Source organism: Parabacteroides merdae ATCC 43184, from assembly GCF_025151215.1.
GTDB lineage: Bacteria > Bacteroidota > Bacteroidia > Bacteroidales > Tannerellaceae > Parabacteroides > Parabacteroides merdae.
This window is the reverse complement of sequence record NZ_CP102286.1, coordinates 2,188,754-2,207,363: the sequence shown is the minus strand read 5'-3', so window position 1 is coordinate 2,207,363 and position 18,610 is coordinate 2,188,754. Positions and strand designations below refer to the sequence as shown.

Below are 18,610 nucleotides of genomic sequence, written 5' to 3'. Positions count from 1 at the left end.
AATACTTCTAACTATATGTAGGTATTTTTCGTTTTTAGTTTTCTTTTTTAGGGGTGACAAATGCCGTGTATAACTGAAGCAGGGCTGAAATGGTCAGGCAAATCATCCATTCTTTCCGTCCGCTGAACATCAGGGCGGAGGCGAATATACACAGCAACCCGGCAAATATGTTGTAGCGGTGCAATCTGCGCCTGCGAAAATCCATATCCTTGGTAGGCATTGTCAGGTAACAGACTGTTATACCGGCAGCCCCGACGGCGAACAGGTAAGGAGCTGCAACCGGCAATGCCAGATATAATCCCGCACCGGCGAGCAACAGCAGGGCGGAGATATTGAAAACGATCGTTCTTGCTTTTTCGTTCATTTATTTGTTCTTAATAATATATACATCCTCGTTCGGCTTTTTCATGAAATATTCTTCACGGGCGAAGCGTTCGAGTCCTTCCTTATCCGTATGCAGATCGTTCAGCTTTTTGCTGTTGATTTCGATCTCCTTCTGGTAATGCTTGATTTCCTTTTCCAGGCTACGAATCTTTTCATCGTATGTATAACGCTTGTACAGACTGCTATCGCCCATTACGAATGTCAGGGCGAAGAACACGATGGTTACCAGCCAGTAGGCATTGATCCTGGATAGATACTTGTTGTAAAAGTCTTTTATGCGTGACATAGGAACTTCGTTTTTGCAAAGGTAAATGAATTATTTTGTTTATCTTTGTCTTGTTAATAAAAAAGCAGAGAATGGATAATTATATTGTATCGGCAAGGAAATACCGTCCTTCTACTTTTCGTAGTGTGGTAGGACAGAAGTCCTTGACAACTACACTTAAGAATGCAATACAGAGTAACAAGCTGGCTCATGCCTACCTCTTTTGCGGTCCCCGTGGAGTGGGCAAGACTTCTTGTGCCCGTATCTTTGCCAAGACGATCAATTGTCTGAATCCGACTGCCGACGGGGAAGCCTGTAACGAATGCGAATCCTGCAAGGCCTTCAACGAGCAGCGTTCTTATAATATCCATGAACTCGATGCCGCCTCCAACAACTCGGTCGATGACATCCGTGCCCTGATCGACCAGGTGCGCATTCCGCCTCCTATCGGAAAATACAAGGTTTTTATTATCGATGAGGTGCATATGTTGAGTTCGGCGGCTTTCAATGCATTTCTGAAAACATTGGAGGAACCGCCCCATCATGCTTTGTTCATTCTGGCTACGACGGAGAAGCATAAGGTGTTGCCGACCATCCTGTCCCGTTGCCAAATATACGACTTTTCGCGTATCTCGATTGCCGATATGGTGGAGCATCTGGAATACGTATCTTCCTGCGAAGGAGTGACGGCTGAACCGGAAGCCCTGAATGTGATTGCCCAGAAAGCGGATGGCGGTATGCGCGACGCGTTGTCCATCTTCGACCAGGTAGTCAGTTTTACAAATGGGAATATTACCTATCAGGCTGTTATCGATAACCTGAACGTCCTGGATTACGAATATTATTTCCGGTTGACGGATGCAATGCTTTCCGGAAATGTCCGGTCTGCCATCCTGATCTTGAACGATATATTGAGCAAAGGATTTGACGGGCAGAATATCATAACCGGCCTGGCATCGCATTTCCGTGATTTGCTGGTCTGCAAGGATGAGGCTACTTTGATCCTGTTCGAGGTTGGCGCTTCTATCCGTGAACGTTATAAGGAGATGGCGAAGCGCTGTTCCGACGGGCTGTTGTTCAAGGCGATCGAGCTGGCAAATACCTGTGACCTGAATTACCGGGCCAGCCGGAATAAGCGCCTGTTGTTGGAACTTACGCTTATCCAGCTTTGTCAGTTAAGCAGTGCCGGACAACCGGCCGATGATAAAAAAAAAGGGCTGATTGAGCCGATAGCCTCCAACGGGCCGGGCCAGGCCCCTGCTCAAGCAGGCCAGGCTGTGGCGGCTCAGCAGACATATACCGTACAATCCGCCCCTCCTTTGCAACGTCCGGTACAATCTCCGCAGGAAATGACCGGAGCGACTCCCCGCCAGCAGGTCGTTTCCACTCATGTGCCGCCTTCTCCGACTCTTATTCCGCAGGCCCCTCCGGCATCGGCGCCCAAGAGAGTGGCGCGTCCGCCCCAGTTCGGTACATCCATTAAGGAGATTGGCGTAGAGCATCCGAAAGCGCAGGCTGCGACACAGACTGCTACCGTGGTACAGGAAATGCAAAGTCCTTTCAGCCAGGAAGCATTGGTTCATTATTGGGATGCGTATGCTTCCGCTATCGACAAGAAGGTATATCTGAAAAATACGATGATCAATTGCAAGCCGGTCTTGCAGGATAATTATTATTTTGAAGTCTGTGTGCATAACCCCGGCCAACAGGATGAGTTGACGAATAATTGTATCGATATATTGAGTTATCTGCGGATGCAGTTGAAGAATACCCGTATTCAGATGCGTGTCCGTATAGATGAAACGAACCAAAAACATTTGGCCTATACATCAGCAGAGAAGTATGAACACCTACTGAACATAAATCCGGTTTTGGCAAAGTTGAAGGATGAGTTTAATCTGACACTCGACTAAATAGTTGAAAGGTGAAAGTTGAAAGTTAAAAGTTTGATTTATATTTCTTTTTAACTTTCACCTTTCACCTTTCACCTGAATTTACATTTCCCTGATCCAAATATTACGGAAGCTGATCGGTTCGCTGGGGTCGCCATGAGACTGCAAACGGATCGGGCCTGCTCCGTGTTTTACGACTTTCGGGAAACCGATATATTCCGTTGTACCCAGGATAGTCGTGTTATTCTGCAATACGATGCCGTTCTGGATGACCGTAACGCGCGGCGGAACACGATAAGTACCGTCTTCCTTGAAGATAGGAGCGGAATAGATAATATCGTAGACATTCCATTCACCCGGCTTGCGCATGGCATTTGCCAGAGGAGGCGTTTGTTTGTAGACGCTGCCGGTCTGTCCGTTCACGTATGTCTCGTTGTTATAGCAATCCAGCACCTGGATTTCATACATGTCTTGCAGGAAGATGCCGCTGTTGCCGCGTCCTTGGCTTGTGCCGGTGATGTTTTCCGGTACGCACCATTCGATATGCAACTGGAAGTTCTCGAATTTCTGTTTTGTCAGGATGTCGCCTTTCTTCTTGTCTACAGTGAAAACGCCGTCTTTTACGATCCATTCGGCGGGGCCGCCCTTAGCGTTTTGCCAAGCGGAAAGATCTTTTCCGTCAAACAGGACGATGGCATCGGAAGGGGCGCTGTTTGTCTTGATGTCACCCGGAGTGACTACTTTCGGTTGCGGAGTCCAGTATTCAGACATTCCCGGTTTCATTTTTTCCTGTTCGGGGTACTGTTTTTGCGCGCTTGCACTGACACAAGCTGTACAAGCCAATGCTGCCAAAGCAGTCTTCATTGTAATGCTTTTGTTCATGGTCTAAATTGTTTTATATATAGGTTTAGAATTTATTGCTTGCAAAGGTAATGGATTAATTAAGACTATAAAATCGAAAACAGGAAATTAAGAAATAAAAAATAGATGTAAGTGTATTCGGTTCCCGGCGTTGTCGAGGATAAAATACGCTTACATCTAATTGGCTGGTTAATGGAAAAGCTGTGCGTGCTTTTTTATTTCGCATGATGGTTGAAAAGCCGTTGTTCTGCCAGCTTCTCATATTTAGTGCCCGGCCGGCCGTAATTGCAATACGGGTAAATGCTGATTCCGCCGCGCGGAGTGAAGATACCGGTTACTTCGATGTATTTGGGGTTCATCAGGCGGATAAGGTCTTTCATGATGATATTGACACAATCCTCATGGAAAGCCCCGTGGTTGCGGAAACTGAACAGATATAATTTCAAGCTCTTGCTTTCCACCATTTTTACATCGGGAATATAATCGATGTAGATGGTTGCAAAGTCCGGCTGGCCGGTGATCGGACAGAGGCTTGTAAATTCCGGACAGTTGAAGCGTACCCAGTAATCATTGTCCGGATGCTTGTTTGTAAACGCTTCCAGTACTTCCGGGGCATAATCCTGTTTGTATACGGTTGAACCGCCTAACAGATGTAGTTCGTTTTCATCTTTTCTTGTATCCATGATGTCTTTTTGTTATTCTTGTAAACGATGGTTTATCGGCGTCTTTTTAAATATTTCTCCAAACCTTCGCGGCGTAGTTTGCAGGCGGGGCAATGCCCGCAGCCTTCTGCCATGATGCCGTTGTAGCAGGTGAGGGTCTGGGTCCGTACAAGGTCGAAGACTCCTAATTCGTCCGCAAGTTCCCACACTTCGCTTTTGTCCCGATCCATCAGGGGTGTGTGGATCACGAACTGTTCGTCCATCGCCAGGTTCAGGGTGACGTTGAGGGAGCGGACGAATGTATCGCGGCAATCGGGATAACCGCTGAAATCGGCTTCCGACACTCCGGTTACCAAGTTGAAGATTCCTTTGCTGCGTGCCAGGATCGCTGCGAAGGTCAGGAATACCATGTTACGTCCCGGAACGAAGGTGTTTGGGTAGCTGTCTGCCGGTTTTTCCTGATCCATTGAAATGCCGGTGTTTGTCAGCGAACAGTTCGGGTCGAGCTGGCTGATCAACGACACGTCCAACAGTTGGAAGGGGACGTCGGCATCGGCTGCAATTTTTCGTGCAACCTCTATTTCCAGGGAATGTTTTTGCCCGTATGTAAAACATACGGCTTCTACGCGAGAAAAGTGCTTCTTGGCCCAGAACAGGCAGGTCGTGGAGTCTTGTCCACCGGAGAAGCATACCAAAGCGGCTTCTTTTTTATGTTTCATATCTTTCTTGTTTTTAGTACGTGGTTTAGCAAGCACACGGAAAAGGAGACATTCCTTTTCGGGTGCAAAGATACCTTTTTTGTTGACAATTGACAATTGATTGTTGACAATTGGGAAGAATATATATTGCACAATATGTGCGATTTTGTGCGGCACATTTTCATTAAAAGTGTGCAATGTTTGAAAAAAGTATTTATCTTTGCCGCCGTTTTGTAATTAAGAAAAGTAAAACATGAAGAAAAAAGTAGTAGTAGGTGCGGCATTGATGATGATGCCTTTGGTTTCTTTCGCTGGTGGATATTTGACGAATACGAATCAGCATGCAGCCTTTTTAAGGTCACTTTCGCGAGGTGCTGCAATTGATATAGATGGTGCTTTGTCTAACCCGGCGGGTCTTTCTTTCTTGCCGACCGATGGTTTCCGTGTAGGTGTGAGTATCCAAAGTGCTTTCCAGACCCGGGATATCGATGCCTCTTTCGGTACATACAGTGGCTTCGACCCTGTAAATAAAGTGCCGACAGTAAGCGATGTTCCCTATAAGAAGTATTACAAAGGAAAGGCGGCCGCTCCTGTGATTCCGAGTGTTTTTGCGGCTTACAAAAAAGGTGATTGGACCATCTCCGGTTTCTTTGCCATTACGGGTGGGGGCGGTAAGGCATCGTTTGACGATGGCCTGCCGATGTTCGAATCGGCTGCTATGGCCGGCATATTCCAGGAAAGTCTGGGGAAGTATATAAACGGTGAAAGTCCCATCGTTACGCCGGATATGTATACTATTAACAGTGCGATGGACGGAAAACAGTATATTTATTCTCTGCAACTTGGCTTGTCATACAAGATCACGGATTGGCTTTCTGCCTTTGCCGGAGGTCGGATGAACTATTTTTCAGGAAACTATGACGGGTATCTGGATGCGAAGCTGAAAAAGGATTTTGGTGGAACAGACTTGATGAATTTGGCTTTGGATTGCGACCAGACAGGTTGGGGGCTGACACCGGTTTTGGGGGTTGATGTTAAATACGGTAAATTCAATTTCGGGGCTAAATATGAGTTTAAGACAAACTTGAACATCGAAAACAATACCAAGAAGTTGGATTATCCTGATAGTGCGGAAGACTTGATCGGCCCTTACAAGCACGGTGTGAATACGCCGAACGATATTCCTTCCATGCTTTCGGTGGCAGCCTCTTATCAGTTTTTACCCATGTTGAAGGCTTCTGTAGAGTATCATTTCTTTGATGACAAGAAAGCGGGCATGGCCGGTGGAAAACAGAAAGAATTGGAAAGAGGTACGAATGAGTATCTATTTGGTATTGAATGGGACGTGATCAAGAGATTGACCATTAGTGGTGGTGCTCAAATTACGGATTATGGTTTGTCTGATAATTTCCAAAGCGATGTTAGTTTCTCCTGTGACTCTTATTCGTTGGGCTTTGGTGCTAAGGTGATGCTGAGCGAAAAGATGGCATTGAATGTGGGGTATATGTGGACAAATTATCATGATTATACAAAGAAATCGGAGAATTATTGCGGTACAAATCTCCCCGGTACGAATGTCTATAGCCGTACCAATAAAGTGTTTGGCTTAAGTTTGGATTACGCTTTCTAAACCTAAAAAAATCTATATCAGCTTGAAAAGGGAAGTTGCCTGTCGTGCGACTTCCCTTTTTTGATTTTCTGTCTTTCAAGCGGACAGTATGGGGCCCTATTGGTCGGTGTCCGTAACCCTATTGGTTAGTGCTCGTAACTCATAGGGTTAGCCACTGTAAAGCATAGCTTTAGTATCTGCATAAAAAAAGAGGATGTGTCATGCACACCCTCTTTCTTAATTATTGTTTTGCTTGTCTTGATTACAACTGGATCCAGCGGACGAAAGCGAAGTCCATGCGATGAGGCAATTCTTTGTTCACAGGGTAAACGCGGAAGCCCATCTTGTGAAGGCCTGCTTCGCTTGAAGCTGTTTTCAGTTCGAAGAACAGTTTGGAACCTTCTTCTTTTATCAGCTTGAATTGTTCTGTTGCCAGTAATTCCAACTGATGGTTATCCGGATTTTCTTTCGTGACAACCATTTCTACTCCCAACATACCTTTCAGTTCATGGCGGTCGATAACCAGATTGAAGTTATATTCTTTGCCGACAACCGGACCGTCGATAGCCAAGTCCTGGCTGCATGTAAACGATTCTACCTGGAAGCTATCCCAATGTTCTGCCACTTCTTCTTTCCAGGCAGCGATTGCTTTGGCTTCGGCAAAACCGTTTTCGTGCAAGTGAGCGGAACGGGTTGCCAACTTGTTGTAGAAGCGGTCGATATAGTCGTCCAACATACGTTTCATCGTATAGTCGGGAGCGATTTCGGACATCGAATTCTTGATGTACTGGATCCATTCGGGAGAGTAGCCCTTGCTGTTTCTTGCATAGTAAGTCGGGATAATCTCTGTTTCCAGTATGTGGTAGATAGTAGCGGCATCCAGCTGATCCTGATACTGCTGGTTTTCGTAAGTACGCTTGTCGGTCAATGCCCAACCTGCACCCTGTTTGTAACCTTCATACCACCATCCGTCCAATACGGAGAAGTTCAGGACACCGTTCATCTCTGCTTTTTCGCCGGATGTACCGGATGCTTCCAGAGGACGGGTCGGAGTGTTCAACCAAACATCGACACCTGCGATCAGGTGACGAGCCAGACGCATATCGTAGTTTTCCAGGAAGATGATCTTTCCTAAGAATTCCGGACGGCGGGAAATCTCGACAATATGTTTGATCAAGCCCTGTCCGCCACCATCGGCCGGGTGGGCTTTACCGGTGAATACGAACTGGATCGGATATTGTTCGTTGTTTACGATCTTGGCCAGACGGTCCAGATCTGTGAACAGCAAGTGGGCACGTTTGTAAGTTGCGAAACGGCGGCCGAAACCGATCAGCAGGGCGTTCGGGTTGATTTTGTCCAGGATAGAGACAACCTTTGCAGGATCTCCTTGGTTTTTCAGCCAGTTTGTCTTGTATTGATTCTTGATATATGTAATCAGTTTGTTCTTCAATGTCTTGCGGATAGACCAAATTTCTTCGTCGGCAACATTCTGGATCGCTTCCCAGTATTTCTTGTTGGACTGGTCTTTGAAGAACTTCTTGTCGAAATGTTCTGCAAAGAAACGTTTCCATTCGGTAGAAGCCCAAGTCGGCATATGTACGCCGTTGGTCACATATCCTACGTGCAGCTCATCGGGGAAGTAGCCTTTCCATACCGGAGCGAACATGCGCTGGGATACTTTTCCATGCAACCAGCTTACGCCGTTTGCTTCCTGGCAAGTGTTCAAAGCGAATACACTCATGGAGAACTTCTCGTTGGAGCCTGGATTTTCACGTCCCATGTCGATAAATTCCTGCCAGCTGATACCTAACTTGCCGGGGAATTCACCCATATAACGACCGAACAGGCCTTCATCGAAGTAGTCGTGACCAGCCGGAACCGGTGTGTGGACGGTGTATAGGGCGGAAGCGCGTACGACTTCCAATGCTTGGTTGAATGACAGACCGTCGTTCTGGATGAAGTCTACCAGACGCTGCGCGTTGATCAATGCTGCGTGTCCTTCGTTGCAGTGATAAATCTGTTTCTTGATTCCTAATTTGTTCAGCATCAGGATACCACCGATACCCAGCAGATATTCCTGTTTCATACGGTTTTCCCAATCGCCGCCATACAGCTGGTGAGTGATGGAGCGATCCCATTCGCTGTTCTGGGGAATATCCGTATCCATCAAATATAGAGGAACGCGTCCGACGCTTACTTTCCAGATGTGCGCATAAACGGTGCGTCCGGGGTAAGGAACCTCCAATACCATCGGTTCGCCGTTAGCCTGCATTACCTGAGTAAGGGGCAGTGCGTTGAAGTTTTGCGGTTCGTAATTGGCAATCTGTTGTCCGTCCATAGACAGAGACTGGGTAAAGTAACCGTAGCGATACAAGAAACCTACTGCAGTCAGGTCGATGTTGCTGTCGCTGGCTTCTTTCAAATAGTCACCGGCCAGTACACCCAGGCCGCCGGAATAGATTTTCAACACGTTGGTCAAACCATATTCCATGCTGAAATAGGCAACAGATGGTTTTGTCTGATCCGGCTTGACATTTACATAATCCTTGAATATTGAGTAAACAGCTTTGATTTCGGCCATCAGGACGTCATCTGCCAGGATTTCCTCAATACGTTTGTAGGATAAACTTTGAAGTAAAAGTACTGGGTTACCTTCAGTTGATGCCCAAAGTTCAGAATCGATCTTACCGAATAATTTGGCTCCTTCATGGTTCCATACCCACCATAGGTTTGTAGCCATTTCGTATAACGGCTGTAATTGTTCGGGAAGCATAGAATGAGAATAAACATCTTTCCAAATCGGGCTGTTTGCGTTATTCGCTTTGATTTTCATTATTGTGAAGTTTAAAATGTTTCAATTTATATTTTAATATTGTATCATCTCTTTTTTGCCTAAAACGTTGCAAAGATAGAGATTATCTGTTTAATTATGAGCGTATTTTAATTATTTCTTTTGCTTGCATGCTCCAAAGCAATTCTGAAAGCCTCTTCATAGTAGACAATGAATTTGCTCCATTCTGCTTTTGCAGCCAGGCAGAAACTGCGTTTCCGGATCTCTGCCGTTTCCTTTTTGTCCTTTCCTGCAAGTGCCAGGATCGAAGACGTGATGGCATCTGCTACTTCGAAATAATTAAAATCGTCACGGTTCACGACGGCTACGCCTTCACTGATGTTGTTGCCTGTCACATGCTTCTTAGCCCATAGACCGAAACCTGCAAGATCGGTGGTAATAGTCGGAATCCCGAATGCGATACTTTCCAGCGGAGTGTATCCCCAGGGTTCGTAGTAGGAGGGATAGACGGTCGCATCCATACCGATCAGCAGATCGTAGTAGGGTTTGTTGAGGATACCGTCGCGTCCGTCCAGGTAGCAAGGAACAAAAATGATCTTCAGCTTGTCGGTCGCTGAATTGGTGAAGCCGGCATGGGAGATATAGTTCAGCACCTTGTCCTGTTCCATCTGATTCAGCCAATGCGTGACGAATGGCATTTGCATGGGGGAGGTGGTGCGGATATTCTTGTCGATGACTTCTTTCAGGTCTGCACGTGCATCGCGTACCCAAGCCGGAACCATGATGAAGGCGACGACTTCGCGCTGGAGTCTGCCAGAAGTGCGTACCCGGTTCATTGCTTCGATAAAGACGTCGATACCTTTATTGCGGTATTCGTAACGACCGCTGGTTGAAACCAGGAAAGCATCCGGTGAGATGGGGCATCCGAGCAGTTTCTCTGCGACGTTGAGCAGGTCGCGGCGGGCTGCCATACGCTTCTTGTCGTATTCTTTGTCGGACGGGACGAAGTTGGGCTCGAAGCCGTTCGGCGTGACGATGTCCGGTGCTTTGTCCAGCAATTGTTTACACTCGCGGGCAGTGATGTCGCTCACGGTAGTAAAGCAGTCCACATGCAAGGCTGTCTGTTTTTCCAACGAATGTTTCGCCTCCATATTCAGCTCCCCGGCCATCTGGTCGCCGTTGTAGCCATCCATATAAGCATACAGGGCTTTGTTGTTTCCGGCGATGGAACGGCCGATAGATGTGGCGTGTGTCGTGAAGAGCGTTGCGACGGCGGGGAGTTGTTTTTTGATGTAGAGCGCACCCATTCCCAGCATCCATTCATTGAACAGAGCGGCAACCTTTTTGTTTTCCAGCTTGTAAAAATGATAAAAACTTTCGATGACCTTACCTACCGCGTAAGCGAAGATACAAGACTCGTCGTAGTCACCGTACGCATGGATCGAATCCACTCGGAAACTTTCCCACATCGAGAAGAAAAAGGAATCTTTTTCTTTGAAGAAAGGTTTGAAATCCACTAAGATTACGGGAGGTGTCCCCGGGACATTCCATCGGCCTACTTTCACTTTCAGATTTTCTGTGGTCTTCGTATAAGTTTTCCAGTCAGCAAACAGAACATCATCTTCAATAAAGTCGGGAGCGTTTGTATCGGTCCACACATCGGGTCCTATAAAGATCAGCTTATCTTTAAACGATCGTTGCAACGTATGCGCTTTTGTTGAAAGGACGGTATAGATACCGCCAACTTTATTACATACTTCCCAACTGCTCTCGAAAAGATATTCTGGCGTTGTTGTTGTATTATCCATAAACGATTTTGTTTATAATCAGATATTTTAGGGTGACAAAGATACGAATTTTTGTCTTTTTTTCAACTATAGGGTTTGTTTAATGAATGAATTATGTAGATTTGTAGATATTTTAATGTAAACAACTATGGCTAAAAGAAGAATTTTAAAGAGAGACATCAGCTATGTGGCTGGCGATTTGTTTTCGGAAGCTTTGTTTTGTAAGCTGTATCTTCCGGGTGTCAATTCGGAGAAAGCCGACGTGGTGATGGCGAGAGTACTTGATATGCAAGATGAATTTATTCGCCGTGCCAACCGTCCGGACGGAAAAGAAAACAAGAAACGGGTGAAAGAATATTATTGTAAATTGCGGGCGGACCTGCAAACGGAAATAAATGCAATAGCAACTGAAATCGGAGAGTTGAGCAAATAGAAAGTAAAGAATGAAGAAAGCTATAAGTAAGGCACTTCTTCGCTTGGCCGGCTGGAAACTTGGGCCGGTAGTGGAGGATGTGCCTAAATGTGTGATATGTGTGGCTCCGCATACCAGCAATTGGGATTTTATCGTAGGAAAACTGTTTTATACCTCGATTGGCCGTAACGCCAGTTTCCTGATTAAAAAGGAATGGTTCTTTTTTCCGTTCAACCTGTTGTTTGACTGGTTGGGCGGAGTGCCTGTTGACCGCAGTAAGCGGACTTCGGTGACGGATCAGATGGTTGGCCAGTTCAATCGGCGGAAAGAATTCCAGCTGGCCGTAACTCCTGAAGGTACACGCAAACGGGTGAATGACTGGAAGAAGGGATTTTACTATATCGCACAGAAAGCCAACGTGCCTATCCTGATGGCTTATTTCGATTACAAAAAGAAAGAGGCCGGTTTTAAAGGGGTATTCTATCCTACGGGTGATGCGGATAAAGATATCCGTGATATCCGTGAGCATTACAGAGGAGTGACAGCTTGTCACCCGGAAAACTTTGTTCAAATTTAATATCATGGCAGACAATTTGCGTATCAGTATGGTCCAGTCTCATATTATTTGGGAGGACAGAGATGAAAATCTGGGTTATTATGGAGAACTGCTCCGACGGGTCAGCGGTAAGACGGACATAGCCGTTTTGCCGGAAACGTTTACAACGGGTTTTTCTATGGATGTGGAAAAGCTGGCCGACACGATGGACGGGCCTACTATTCCTACTATAAAGAGGTGGGCGAAGAAATATAAGCTTGCTGTGGCAGGTAGTTTCATTGCAAAAGAAGGCGGGAAATATTTCAACCGTGCTTTTTTCGTCACGCCCGAAGGTGAAACTTATTTGTATGACAAGCGACATTTGTTCCGGATGGCGGGCGAAGACCAGCATTTCACAGCCGGGGATAAACGGACGATCGTACGGTATAAGGACTGGAATATCTGTTTGCAAGTTTGTTATGATCTTCGTTTCCCGGTTTGGAGCCGGAACGTGGACAACGAATACGATCTGTTGATCTATGTCGCCAACTGGCCCGAGGCGCGTAAAAAAGTATGGAAGACGTTGCTCCAGGCACGTGCAATGGAAAATATGGCGTATGTCTGCGGGGTGAACCGGGTAGGGATCGACGGTAAGGGCTTTGTTTACCGGGGCGATTCCATGATCTTCTCTCCGAAAGGGAAAAAGCTGGCGGATGCCGGCAAGCGTGAGGAGGTCACTCGCACATGTACGCTTACCCGTGCAGACCTGGAAGATCTAAGGGGGAAGTTTCCTGCATGGAAGGACGCGGATACGTTTGAGATCAAGTGATATTTCCCTGATAGGATTTCGGATTTGAACACAAAAAAGCGATTGTCGGAAATAACCGGCAATCGCTTTTTTGTGTTATGTGAAAATATATGTTTATTTCACTTCCTCAAAGTCAACATCCGTTACACCACCATCCTGCTTGTTGTTGCCGGCGTTGCCACCAGTTTGTTGACCGAAGTCAGGACCCGGTTGTGCACCACCTTGGGCGTTCTGGGCATTGTACATTTCCTGGCTTGCTGCCTGGAATACGCTGTTCAGTTCTGCCATAGCTGCATCGATACCAGCGATATCCTGAGCCTTGTGAGCTTCTTTCAGCTTGTTCAGGGCTGTTTCGATAGGAGCCTTCTTGTCAGCCGGGAGTTTGTCGCCTAGATCCTTCAACTGTTTTTCGGTCTGGAAGATCATGCTGTCGGCCTGGTTCAGTTTGTCGATGCGTTCTTTTTCCTTCTTGTCTGCTTCGGCATTAGCCTGAGCTTCTTCTTTCATACGTTTTACTTCGTCGTCGCTCAAGCCGCTGGAAGCCTCGATACGGATGCTCTGTACTTTGCCGGTTCCTTTGTCTTTAGCCGATACGTTCAAGATACCGTTTGCATCGATATCGAAAGTAACTTCGATCTGAGGAACGCCACGCTGTGCGGCTGGAATTCCGTCGAGGTGGAAACGGCCGATCGATTTGTTGTCTTTAGCCAGTGAACGTTCGCCCTGCAATACGTGGATTTCTACAGAAGGCTGGTTGTCAACGGCAGTCGTGAATGTTTCAGACTTCTTGGTAGGAATAGTCGTATTGGCTTCGATCAGCTTGGTCATTACACCACCCATTGTTTCGATACCCAGTGACAACGGAGTAACATCGAGCAACAGAACGTCTTTTACTTCACCTGTCAATACCCCCCCCTGGATAGCAGCACCTACAGCTACCACTTCGTCCGGGTTAACACCTTTTGACGGAGCCTTGCCGAAGAACTTCTCAACGATGGCCTGTACAGCCGGAATACGTGTCGAACCACCTACGAGGATGACTTCGTCGATGTCGGAAGTGCTCAAACCTGCATCTTTCAAAGACTGACGGCATGGTTCGATACAAGCCTGGATCAGACTGTCTGCAAGCTGTTCGAATTTAGCACGTGTCAGTGTCTTGACCAAGTGCTTTGGAACACCGTTTACCGGCATGATATACGGCAGGTTGATCTCCGTGCTTGTCGTGCTTGACAATTCGATCTTAGCTTTTTCGGCCGCTTCTTTCAAACGTTGCAAAGCCATCGGATCCTTACGCAGGTCGACGCCTTCTTCGCGCAGGAACTCTTCAGCCAACCAGTCGATGATCACATGGTCGAAGTCGTCACCACCCAAGTGAGTGTCACCGTTTGTGGATTTTACTTCAAACACACCGTCTCCTAATTCCAAGATAGAAATATCGAATGTACCGCCACCCAAGTCGAATACGGCGATCTTCATGTCTTTGTTCGTTTTGTCCAAACCGTAAGCCAAAGATGCGGCAGTCGGTTCGTTTACGATACGGCGAACGTTCAAGCCTGCAATTTCACCAGCTTCCTTAGTCGCTTGACGTTGTGCGTCGCTAAAGTATGCCGGAACGGTGATAACGGCTTCCGTTACTTCCTGTCCTAAATAGTCTTCAGCTGTTTTCTTCATCTTCTGAAGTACCATTGCTGAAATTTCCTGAGGAGTATAAAGGCGTCCTTCGATATCGACACGTGGTGTGTTGTTGTCACCGCGGACTACTTTATAAGGAACTCGACCAATTTCTTTCTGAACCTGATCATAGGTTTCACCCATGAAACGTTTGATAGAGAATATTGTTTTTTCCGGGTTTGTGATAGCCTGACGTTTTGCAGGATCACCAACCTTACGTTCACCACCTTCAACGAATGCAACGATTGAAGGAGTCGTTCTTTTACCTTCGCTGTTTGCAATTACAACCGGTTCGTTACCTTCCAGTACGGCAACACAAGAGTTGGTTGTTCCTAAGTCGATTCCGATAATTTTTCCCATAATTTTCTATTATTTTAATTGTTATTATTTTCCTGTACTTGCTTTTCTCTTTCGAGCTGCATTAACTGTTCTACAAATCATATGCCAAAGTAACAAGGATCGGTTTGTAAAAGTTCAGGTGGCAGGAAGTGTGACAATACGTCAGTTTAGACATTTGCCGTCATGTGAAAGATATGACGGGTTATGCATGAAATGTTATAGGCCTTTATTATTCTATAGTTCTTAAGGAACTGTGGTATTTGTAGATAAAAAATTAACACTCACTCAAGTTTTTGTTATTTGGGTGTGCAAAGTTACTACAAAAAAGTGAAATGCGGAAAGATATAGTGATAGAATTGAGTTACAAGGGTTTTGGTTGAAGTGGCGATAATCCGTGAAGCCATTACAATCCCTGCCGAAGCCAAATCCTGACGCCGCTACGTTACTTGTTCGTAACCATGCCCGAAAATGCGACAAACGGGTACGAATAGCGAAACAAGGCTCTAAGGAATAGTGAGTTATCCATAACTCATGCGAAAAATCAGGTTACGGAAAAAGATTGCGCCGTTCCTCCCCGTTTTGCGTACCAACACCGGACTCTTCACCAACTAATTTTGAAACCCAAAAATTAAGGACAATGAAGAGTACATTTTCAGTAATCTACTACCTCAAGCGTCAGGTAGTGAAAAAGGACGGGACAGTTCCCGTCATGGGACGCATCACGGTGGACGGCAGCCAGACACAGTTCAGCTGCAAACTGACTGTCGATCCGAAACTGTGGGACACCAAAGGTGGACGTGTCACGGGCAGAAGCACGGCGGCACTCGAAACGAACCGTATGCTTGACAAGATGCGGGTACGCATCAACAGGCATTATCAGGAAATCATGGAGCGTGACAACTTCGTCACGGCGGAGAAGGTGAAGAACGCCTTTCTCGGACTGGAACACCGCTACCACACGCTGATGCAGGTGTTCCGCCAGCACAACGAGGACTACGAGAAGCAGGTGGAGGCAGGCATGAAAGCCAAAGGCACGCTGCTGAAGTACCGCACCGTTTACAAGCACATGCAAGAGTTCCTCGACATCCGCTACCATGTGAAGGACATCGCCCTAAAAGAGCTTACCCCGGCTTTCATCTCCGACTTCGAGATGTTCCTGCGCACGGACAAGCACTGCTGCACCAATACCGTGTGGCTGTACGTCTGCCCGTTACGGACGATGGTATTCATCGCCATCAACAACGAGTGGCTGACGCGCGACCCGTTCCGCGAGTATGAAATCAAGAAGGAGGAAACAACACGCAGTTTCCTGACCAAAGATGAGATCCGCCTGCTGATGGAGGGGAAACTGAAAAACGCCAAACAGGAATTGTACCGCGACCTCTACCTGTTCTGCGCCTTCACGGGGCTGTCGTTCGCGGATATGCGCAACCTTACGGAAGAGAATATCCGCACCTACTTCGACGAACACGAGTGGATAAACATCAACCGCCAGAAAACGGGCGTGGTGTCCAACATCCGCCTGCTCGACATCGCCAACCGCATAATCGGCAAATACCGGGGACTGTGCGGGGACGGCAGGATATTTCCCGTTCCGCATTATAACACGTGCCTTGCCGGTATCCGTGCCGTCGCCAAGCGTTGCGGCATCACCAAGCATATCACGTGGCATCAGAGCCGCCACACGGCAGCCACGACGATATTCCTCTCCAACGGTGTTCCCATCGAAACGGTCAGCTCCATGCTCGGACACAAGAGCATAAAGACGACGCAGATTTACGCAAAGATAACCAAAGAGAAGCTCAATCAGGACATGGAGAACCTTGCCGCAAGATTGAACGGCGTCGAGGAATTTGCAGGTTGCACCATCTAAAAAGAAAAGCCATGAAACGTGACACAATCATCATCGAGGACAAGGCAGTCAGCGTAACCGGTAACGACGTGTGGATGACCGCCACCGAAATAGCCGGATTGTTCCATACGACCGTCCCGGCAGTGAACGCCGCCATCAGAGCCGTCCGCAAGTCGGACGTGCTGAACGACTACGAGGTGTGCCGCTACATGCAGCTTGAAAACGGGCTGCACGCGGACGTGTACGCCCTTGAAATCATCATCCCGGTCGCTTTCAGGGTGAATACCTACAACACCCACCTGTTCCGCACATGGCTGGTGGGAAAGGCACTCTCACAAGAGAAACGGCAGACATACGTGATGTTCATACAGAACGGAAAAGCCGGGTATTGCTGATTGCACATACCCCATAAGACAAGTAAACGGGTAGCACCACAAAAGGTGTCACCCGTTTACTTTTTCATGAAACCGCCTCACTCCAGCGGCTTGCGGTAGTTCGCTTCCAGTACCCCGCGCAGCCCCGTTTCCGGGTAAAGCACCTTCCCTCCCAAAAGTATGAAGGGCAACACGCGGTTGTTGCGGTATTCCTGCAAGGTGCGCCGGCTCACACGGAGCAGTTCCGACACCTCGCCGTCCGTCAGGTAACGTTCCCCGTCCAGCGGAGGACGGTAGCTTTCCAGAAATGCGGACAGCCATTTCGAGCCTTTGCGCATATCCTGCACCACAGAGGCTATCGGCTCGTCTTCCATCGTAAAAACATCGTTGTTCTCGTTCATCATAACTTCGGATTCAGTGGGTGAATAAATCAAATCATCTGCCGTGCGGATAGAGCGTGCCGACAAGCGGTATCAGCCGCTTCACCTCCTCTGGCTTGTAATAGAACCTGCGGTTTATCTGCGAGTAGCCGATAAGCCGCCTGTCACGCAGCGTCTGCAACGTGCGCGGGCTTATTCTCAACTGCCCGCAGACCTCCTCGCCCGTGAGCCATCTTTCCATGCGCCCCGTGTCGCTTTTGCGCCTCAGGGCGGCGACCTTCTCCGAGAGTGCGCCGAATGCCGCCACCATCATCTCGAAAGTCTTTTTCTCGATAGATACTATTTCCATATTCATGTCATTTAGAGTTTGCCGCAAAGGTAACGAAACGGCATACAAGACGTATCGTTTTCCGCTGAAAGGCTGCCTGTTGCGCCGTTTGACCGGGTTACGGAGCCATCTTCCGCAAAAATCTTACGTGAGTCACGTAGTGAGTTGTTAAAGCCCCTTTTGTTTATTGCCGAATTTTGTCGCAGAAACAAAAAGAAAGGACTGAACATGAAAGTGATAACAATGGAAAGTTCCGCCTACAAGGAGATGATGGCGCAGATTGCGAACATCGCAGGGTACATCCGCGAGGCAAGGGACGAGAAGAAACGGAAGCGGGAAACCGAAGACAAGCTGCTTGACACGGCACAGGCGGCGAAGATGCTCAACGTGAGCAAGCGCACCATGCAGCGTATGCGCACCGACCACCGTATCGAGTATGTGGTGGTACGCGGAAGCTGCCGCTACCGCCTTTCCGAGATACTGCGGCTATTGGAGGACAACACAGTAAGGAACGAGGAAGGGACAATAGACACCCTGTTCCACAACCACACGCTGCGCACGGGCGGCAAACCAAAAGGAAGGAGGACATAGGTCATGGAACTGCTCACACGAAACAACTTCGAGGGCTGGATGCAGAAGCTGATGGAACGGCTCGACCGTCAGGACGAACTGCTGCTGGCGATGAAGGCTGAGGGGAAACAGCCCACTATCACGGAAAGCATCCGCCTTTTCGACAATCAGGATTTGTGCATGTTGCTCCAGATAAGCAAACGCACCCTCCAACGCTACCGCAGCGTAGGCGCATTGCCCTACAAGACGCTGGGCAAGAAGACCTATTACAGCGAGGAGGACGTGCTGACATTCCTTTCCAACCATATCAAGGACTTCAAAAAGGAAGATATAGCCTTCTACAAGGCTCGTATCCATAATTTCTTTCATAAATAACCCATTAAAACATTTTT

19 protein-coding genes are annotated in these 18,610 nt (G+C 47.5%); 9 read left to right on the top strand and 10 right to left on the bottom strand.

Going from position 1 to position 18,610, the window contains the following annotated elements:
- Window positions 1-34: 34 nt before the first annotated feature.
- Entirely contained in the window at window positions 35-364 is a 330-nt protein-coding gene (locus NQ542_RS09170; RefSeq protein WP_005635951.1) for a hypothetical protein, read from the bottom strand.
- A complete protein-coding gene (locus NQ542_RS09165; protein ID WP_005635952.1) occupies window positions 365-670 on the bottom strand; it encodes an FtsB family cell division protein in 306 nt (101 codons plus the stop codon).
- Window positions 671-741: 71 nt separating this feature from the next.
- Between NQ542_RS09165 and NQ542_RS09160 the strand changes: the two genes are divergently transcribed.
- Window positions 742-2,562 (top strand): DNA polymerase III subunit gamma/tau, encoded by a 1,821-nt coding sequence (locus tag NQ542_RS09160; protein ID WP_005635953.1) that lies wholly within the window; start codon window positions 742-744, stop codon window positions 2,560-2,562.
- A gap of 81 nt (window positions 2,563-2,643) precedes the next feature.
- Here NQ542_RS09160 and NQ542_RS09155 read toward each other — a convergent pair whose 3' ends face one another.
- From NQ542_RS09155 to queC, 3 genes are all read right to left on the bottom strand, one after another.
- The gene (locus tag NQ542_RS09155; RefSeq protein ID WP_005635954.1) at window positions 2,644-3,423 is read right to left on the bottom strand and encodes a 3-keto-disaccharide hydrolase; all 780 of its coding nucleotides are present in this window, start codon (window positions 3,421-3,423) and stop codon (window positions 2,644-2,646) included.
- Window positions 3,424-3,617: 194 nt separating this feature from the next.
- Window positions 3,618-4,085 carry a preQ(1) synthase gene (gene queF / locus NQ542_RS09150; RefSeq protein WP_005635956.1) on the bottom strand — a complete coding sequence of 156 codons (468 nt, stop codon included), beginning with the start codon at window positions 4,083-4,085 and terminating at the stop codon, window positions 3,618-3,620.
- Window positions 4,086-4,117: 32 nt separating this feature from the next.
- The gene (queC, locus tag NQ542_RS09145) at window positions 4,118-4,783 is read right to left on the bottom strand and encodes a 7-cyano-7-deazaguanine synthase QueC (protein ID WP_036724579.1); all 666 of its coding nucleotides are present in this window, start codon (window positions 4,781-4,783) and stop codon (window positions 4,118-4,120) included.
- A 232-nt stretch (window positions 4,784-5,015) separates the two neighbouring features.
- Here queC and NQ542_RS09140 point away from each other — a divergent pair, with 232 nt between their 5' ends.
- Entirely contained in the window at window positions 5,016-6,392 is a 1,377-nt protein-coding gene (locus NQ542_RS09140) for an OmpP1/FadL family transporter (protein ID WP_005635960.1), read from the top strand.
- A gap of 241 nt (window positions 6,393-6,633) precedes the next feature.
- On the opposite strand, the gene glgP is transcribed toward NQ542_RS09140, so the two are convergent.
- Window positions 6,634-9,204 (bottom strand): alpha-glucan family phosphorylase, encoded by a 2,571-nt coding sequence (gene glgP / locus NQ542_RS09135; RefSeq protein ID WP_005635962.1) that lies wholly within the window; start codon window positions 9,202-9,204, stop codon window positions 6,634-6,636.
- A 107-nt stretch (window positions 9,205-9,311) separates the two neighbouring features.
- Window positions 9,312-10,970, bottom strand: a complete 1,659-nt coding sequence (locus NQ542_RS09130) for a glycosyltransferase (protein WP_005635964.1) — start codon at window positions 10,968-10,970, stop codon at window positions 9,312-9,314.
- Window positions 10,971-11,097: 127 nt separating this feature from the next.
- Between NQ542_RS09130 and NQ542_RS09125 the strand changes: the two genes are divergently transcribed.
- Genes NQ542_RS09125 through NQ542_RS09115 form a run of 3 tightly spaced genes read left to right on the top strand, consistent with a single transcriptional unit; the run spans window position 11,098 to window position 12,725 of the window.
- On the top strand, window positions 11,098-11,382 hold the full coding sequence (locus NQ542_RS09125) for a hypothetical protein (RefSeq protein ID WP_005635966.1): 285 nt from the start codon (window positions 11,098-11,100) through the stop codon (window positions 11,380-11,382).
- A gap of 10 nt (window positions 11,383-11,392) precedes the next feature.
- Window positions 11,393-11,938 carry a lysophospholipid acyltransferase family protein gene (locus NQ542_RS09120; protein WP_005635968.1) on the top strand — a complete coding sequence of 182 codons (546 nt, stop codon included), beginning with the start codon at window positions 11,393-11,395 and terminating at the stop codon, window positions 11,936-11,938.
- A 4-nt stretch (window positions 11,939-11,942) separates the two neighbouring features.
- Complete coding sequence (locus NQ542_RS09115; protein WP_005651004.1) at window positions 11,943-12,725, top strand: amidohydrolase; 783 nt, start codon at window positions 11,943-11,945, stop codon at window positions 12,723-12,725.
- Window positions 12,726-12,818: 93 nt separating this feature from the next.
- Here the strand turns inward: NQ542_RS09115 and dnaK are convergent, their stop codons facing one another.
- Complete coding sequence (gene dnaK / locus NQ542_RS09110) at window positions 12,819-14,735, bottom strand: molecular chaperone DnaK (RefSeq protein WP_005635972.1); 1,917 nt, start codon at window positions 14,733-14,735, stop codon at window positions 12,819-12,821.
- 616 nt (window positions 14,736-15,351) lie between these two features.
- On the opposite strand from dnaK, the gene NQ542_RS09105 reads away from it, so the two are divergent.
- The gene (locus NQ542_RS09105) at window positions 15,352-16,587 is read left to right on the top strand and encodes a site-specific integrase (protein WP_004291422.1); all 1,236 of its coding nucleotides are present in this window, start codon (window positions 15,352-15,354) and stop codon (window positions 16,585-16,587) included.
- 11 nt (window positions 16,588-16,598) lie between these two features.
- Window positions 16,599-16,961, top strand: coding sequence for a hypothetical protein (locus tag NQ542_RS09100; protein ID WP_004291423.1), 363 nt, complete (start codon window positions 16,599-16,601; stop codon window positions 16,959-16,961).
- A 77-nt stretch (window positions 16,962-17,038) separates the two neighbouring features.
- On the opposite strand, the gene NQ542_RS09095 is transcribed toward NQ542_RS09100, so the two are convergent.
- Window positions 17,039-17,344: a helix-turn-helix domain-containing protein gene (locus tag NQ542_RS09095; RefSeq protein WP_004291424.1), complete on the bottom strand. Its 306-nt coding sequence runs from the start codon at window positions 17,342-17,344 to the stop codon at window positions 17,039-17,041.
- A 31-nt stretch (window positions 17,345-17,375) separates the two neighbouring features.
- Window positions 17,376-17,675, bottom strand: a complete 300-nt coding sequence (locus tag NQ542_RS09090; protein ID WP_004291426.1) for a helix-turn-helix domain-containing protein — start codon at window positions 17,673-17,675, stop codon at window positions 17,376-17,378.
- A gap of 138 nt (window positions 17,676-17,813) precedes the next feature.
- Here NQ542_RS09090 and NQ542_RS09085 point away from each other — a divergent pair, with 138 nt between their 5' ends.
- Complete coding sequence (locus NQ542_RS09085) at window positions 17,814-18,239, top strand: helix-turn-helix domain-containing protein (protein ID WP_004291432.1); 426 nt, start codon at window positions 17,814-17,816, stop codon at window positions 18,237-18,239.
- A 3-nt stretch (window positions 18,240-18,242) separates the two neighbouring features.
- Entirely contained in the window at window positions 18,243-18,593 is a 351-nt protein-coding gene (locus tag NQ542_RS09080; RefSeq protein WP_004291454.1) for a helix-turn-helix domain-containing protein, read from the top strand.
- Window positions 18,594-18,610 lie beyond the last annotated feature (17 nt).

Coding starts and splice junctions, on each gene's coding strand:
- NQ542_RS09170 (WP_005635951.1), bottom strand. CDS start 364: ATGAACGAAAAAGCAAGAACGATCGTTTTCAATATCTCCGCCCTGCTG.
- NQ542_RS09165 (WP_005635952.1), bottom strand. CDS start 670: ATGTCACGCATAAAAGACTTTTACAACAAGTATCTATCCAGGATCAAT.
- NQ542_RS09160 (WP_005635953.1), top strand. CDS start 742: ATGGATAATTATATTGTATCGGCAAGGAAATACCGTCCTTCTACTTTT.
- NQ542_RS09155 (WP_005635954.1), bottom strand. CDS start 3,423: ATGAACAAAAGCATTACAATGAAGACTGCTTTGGCAGCATTGGCTTGT.
- queF (WP_005635956.1), bottom strand. CDS start 4,085: ATGGATACAAGAAAAGATGAAAACGAACTACATCTGTTAGGCGGTTCA.
- queC (WP_036724579.1), bottom strand. CDS start 4,783: ATGAAACATAAAAAAGAAGCCGCTTTGGTATGCTTCTCCGGTGGACAA.
- NQ542_RS09140 (WP_005635960.1), top strand. CDS start 5,016: ATGAAGAAAAAAGTAGTAGTAGGTGCGGCATTGATGATGATGCCTTTG.
- glgP (WP_005635962.1), bottom strand. CDS start 9,204: ATGAAAATCAAAGCGAATAACGCAAACAGCCCGATTTGGAAAGATGTT.
- NQ542_RS09130 (WP_005635964.1), bottom strand. CDS start 10,970: ATGGATAATACAACAACAACGCCAGAATATCTTTTCGAGAGCAGTTGG.
- NQ542_RS09125 (WP_005635966.1), top strand. CDS start 11,098: ATGGCTAAAAGAAGAATTTTAAAGAGAGACATCAGCTATGTGGCTGGC.
- NQ542_RS09120 (WP_005635968.1), top strand. CDS start 11,393: ATGAAGAAAGCTATAAGTAAGGCACTTCTTCGCTTGGCCGGCTGGAAA.
- NQ542_RS09115 (WP_005651004.1), top strand. CDS start 11,943: ATGGCAGACAATTTGCGTATCAGTATGGTCCAGTCTCATATTATTTGG.
- dnaK (WP_005635972.1), bottom strand. CDS start 14,735: ATGGGAAAAATTATCGGAATCGACTTAGGAACAACCAACTCTTGTGTT.
- NQ542_RS09105 (WP_004291422.1), top strand. CDS start 15,352: ATGAAGAGTACATTTTCAGTAATCTACTACCTCAAGCGTCAGGTAGTG.
- NQ542_RS09100 (WP_004291423.1), top strand. CDS start 16,599: ATGAAACGTGACACAATCATCATCGAGGACAAGGCAGTCAGCGTAACC.
- NQ542_RS09095 (WP_004291424.1), bottom strand. CDS start 17,344: ATGATGAACGAGAACAACGATGTTTTTACGATGGAAGACGAGCCGATA.
- NQ542_RS09090 (WP_004291426.1), bottom strand. CDS start 17,675: ATGAATATGGAAATAGTATCTATCGAGAAAAAGACTTTCGAGATGATG.
- NQ542_RS09080 (WP_004291454.1), top strand. CDS start 18,243: ATGGAACTGCTCACACGAAACAACTTCGAGGGCTGGATGCAGAAGCTG.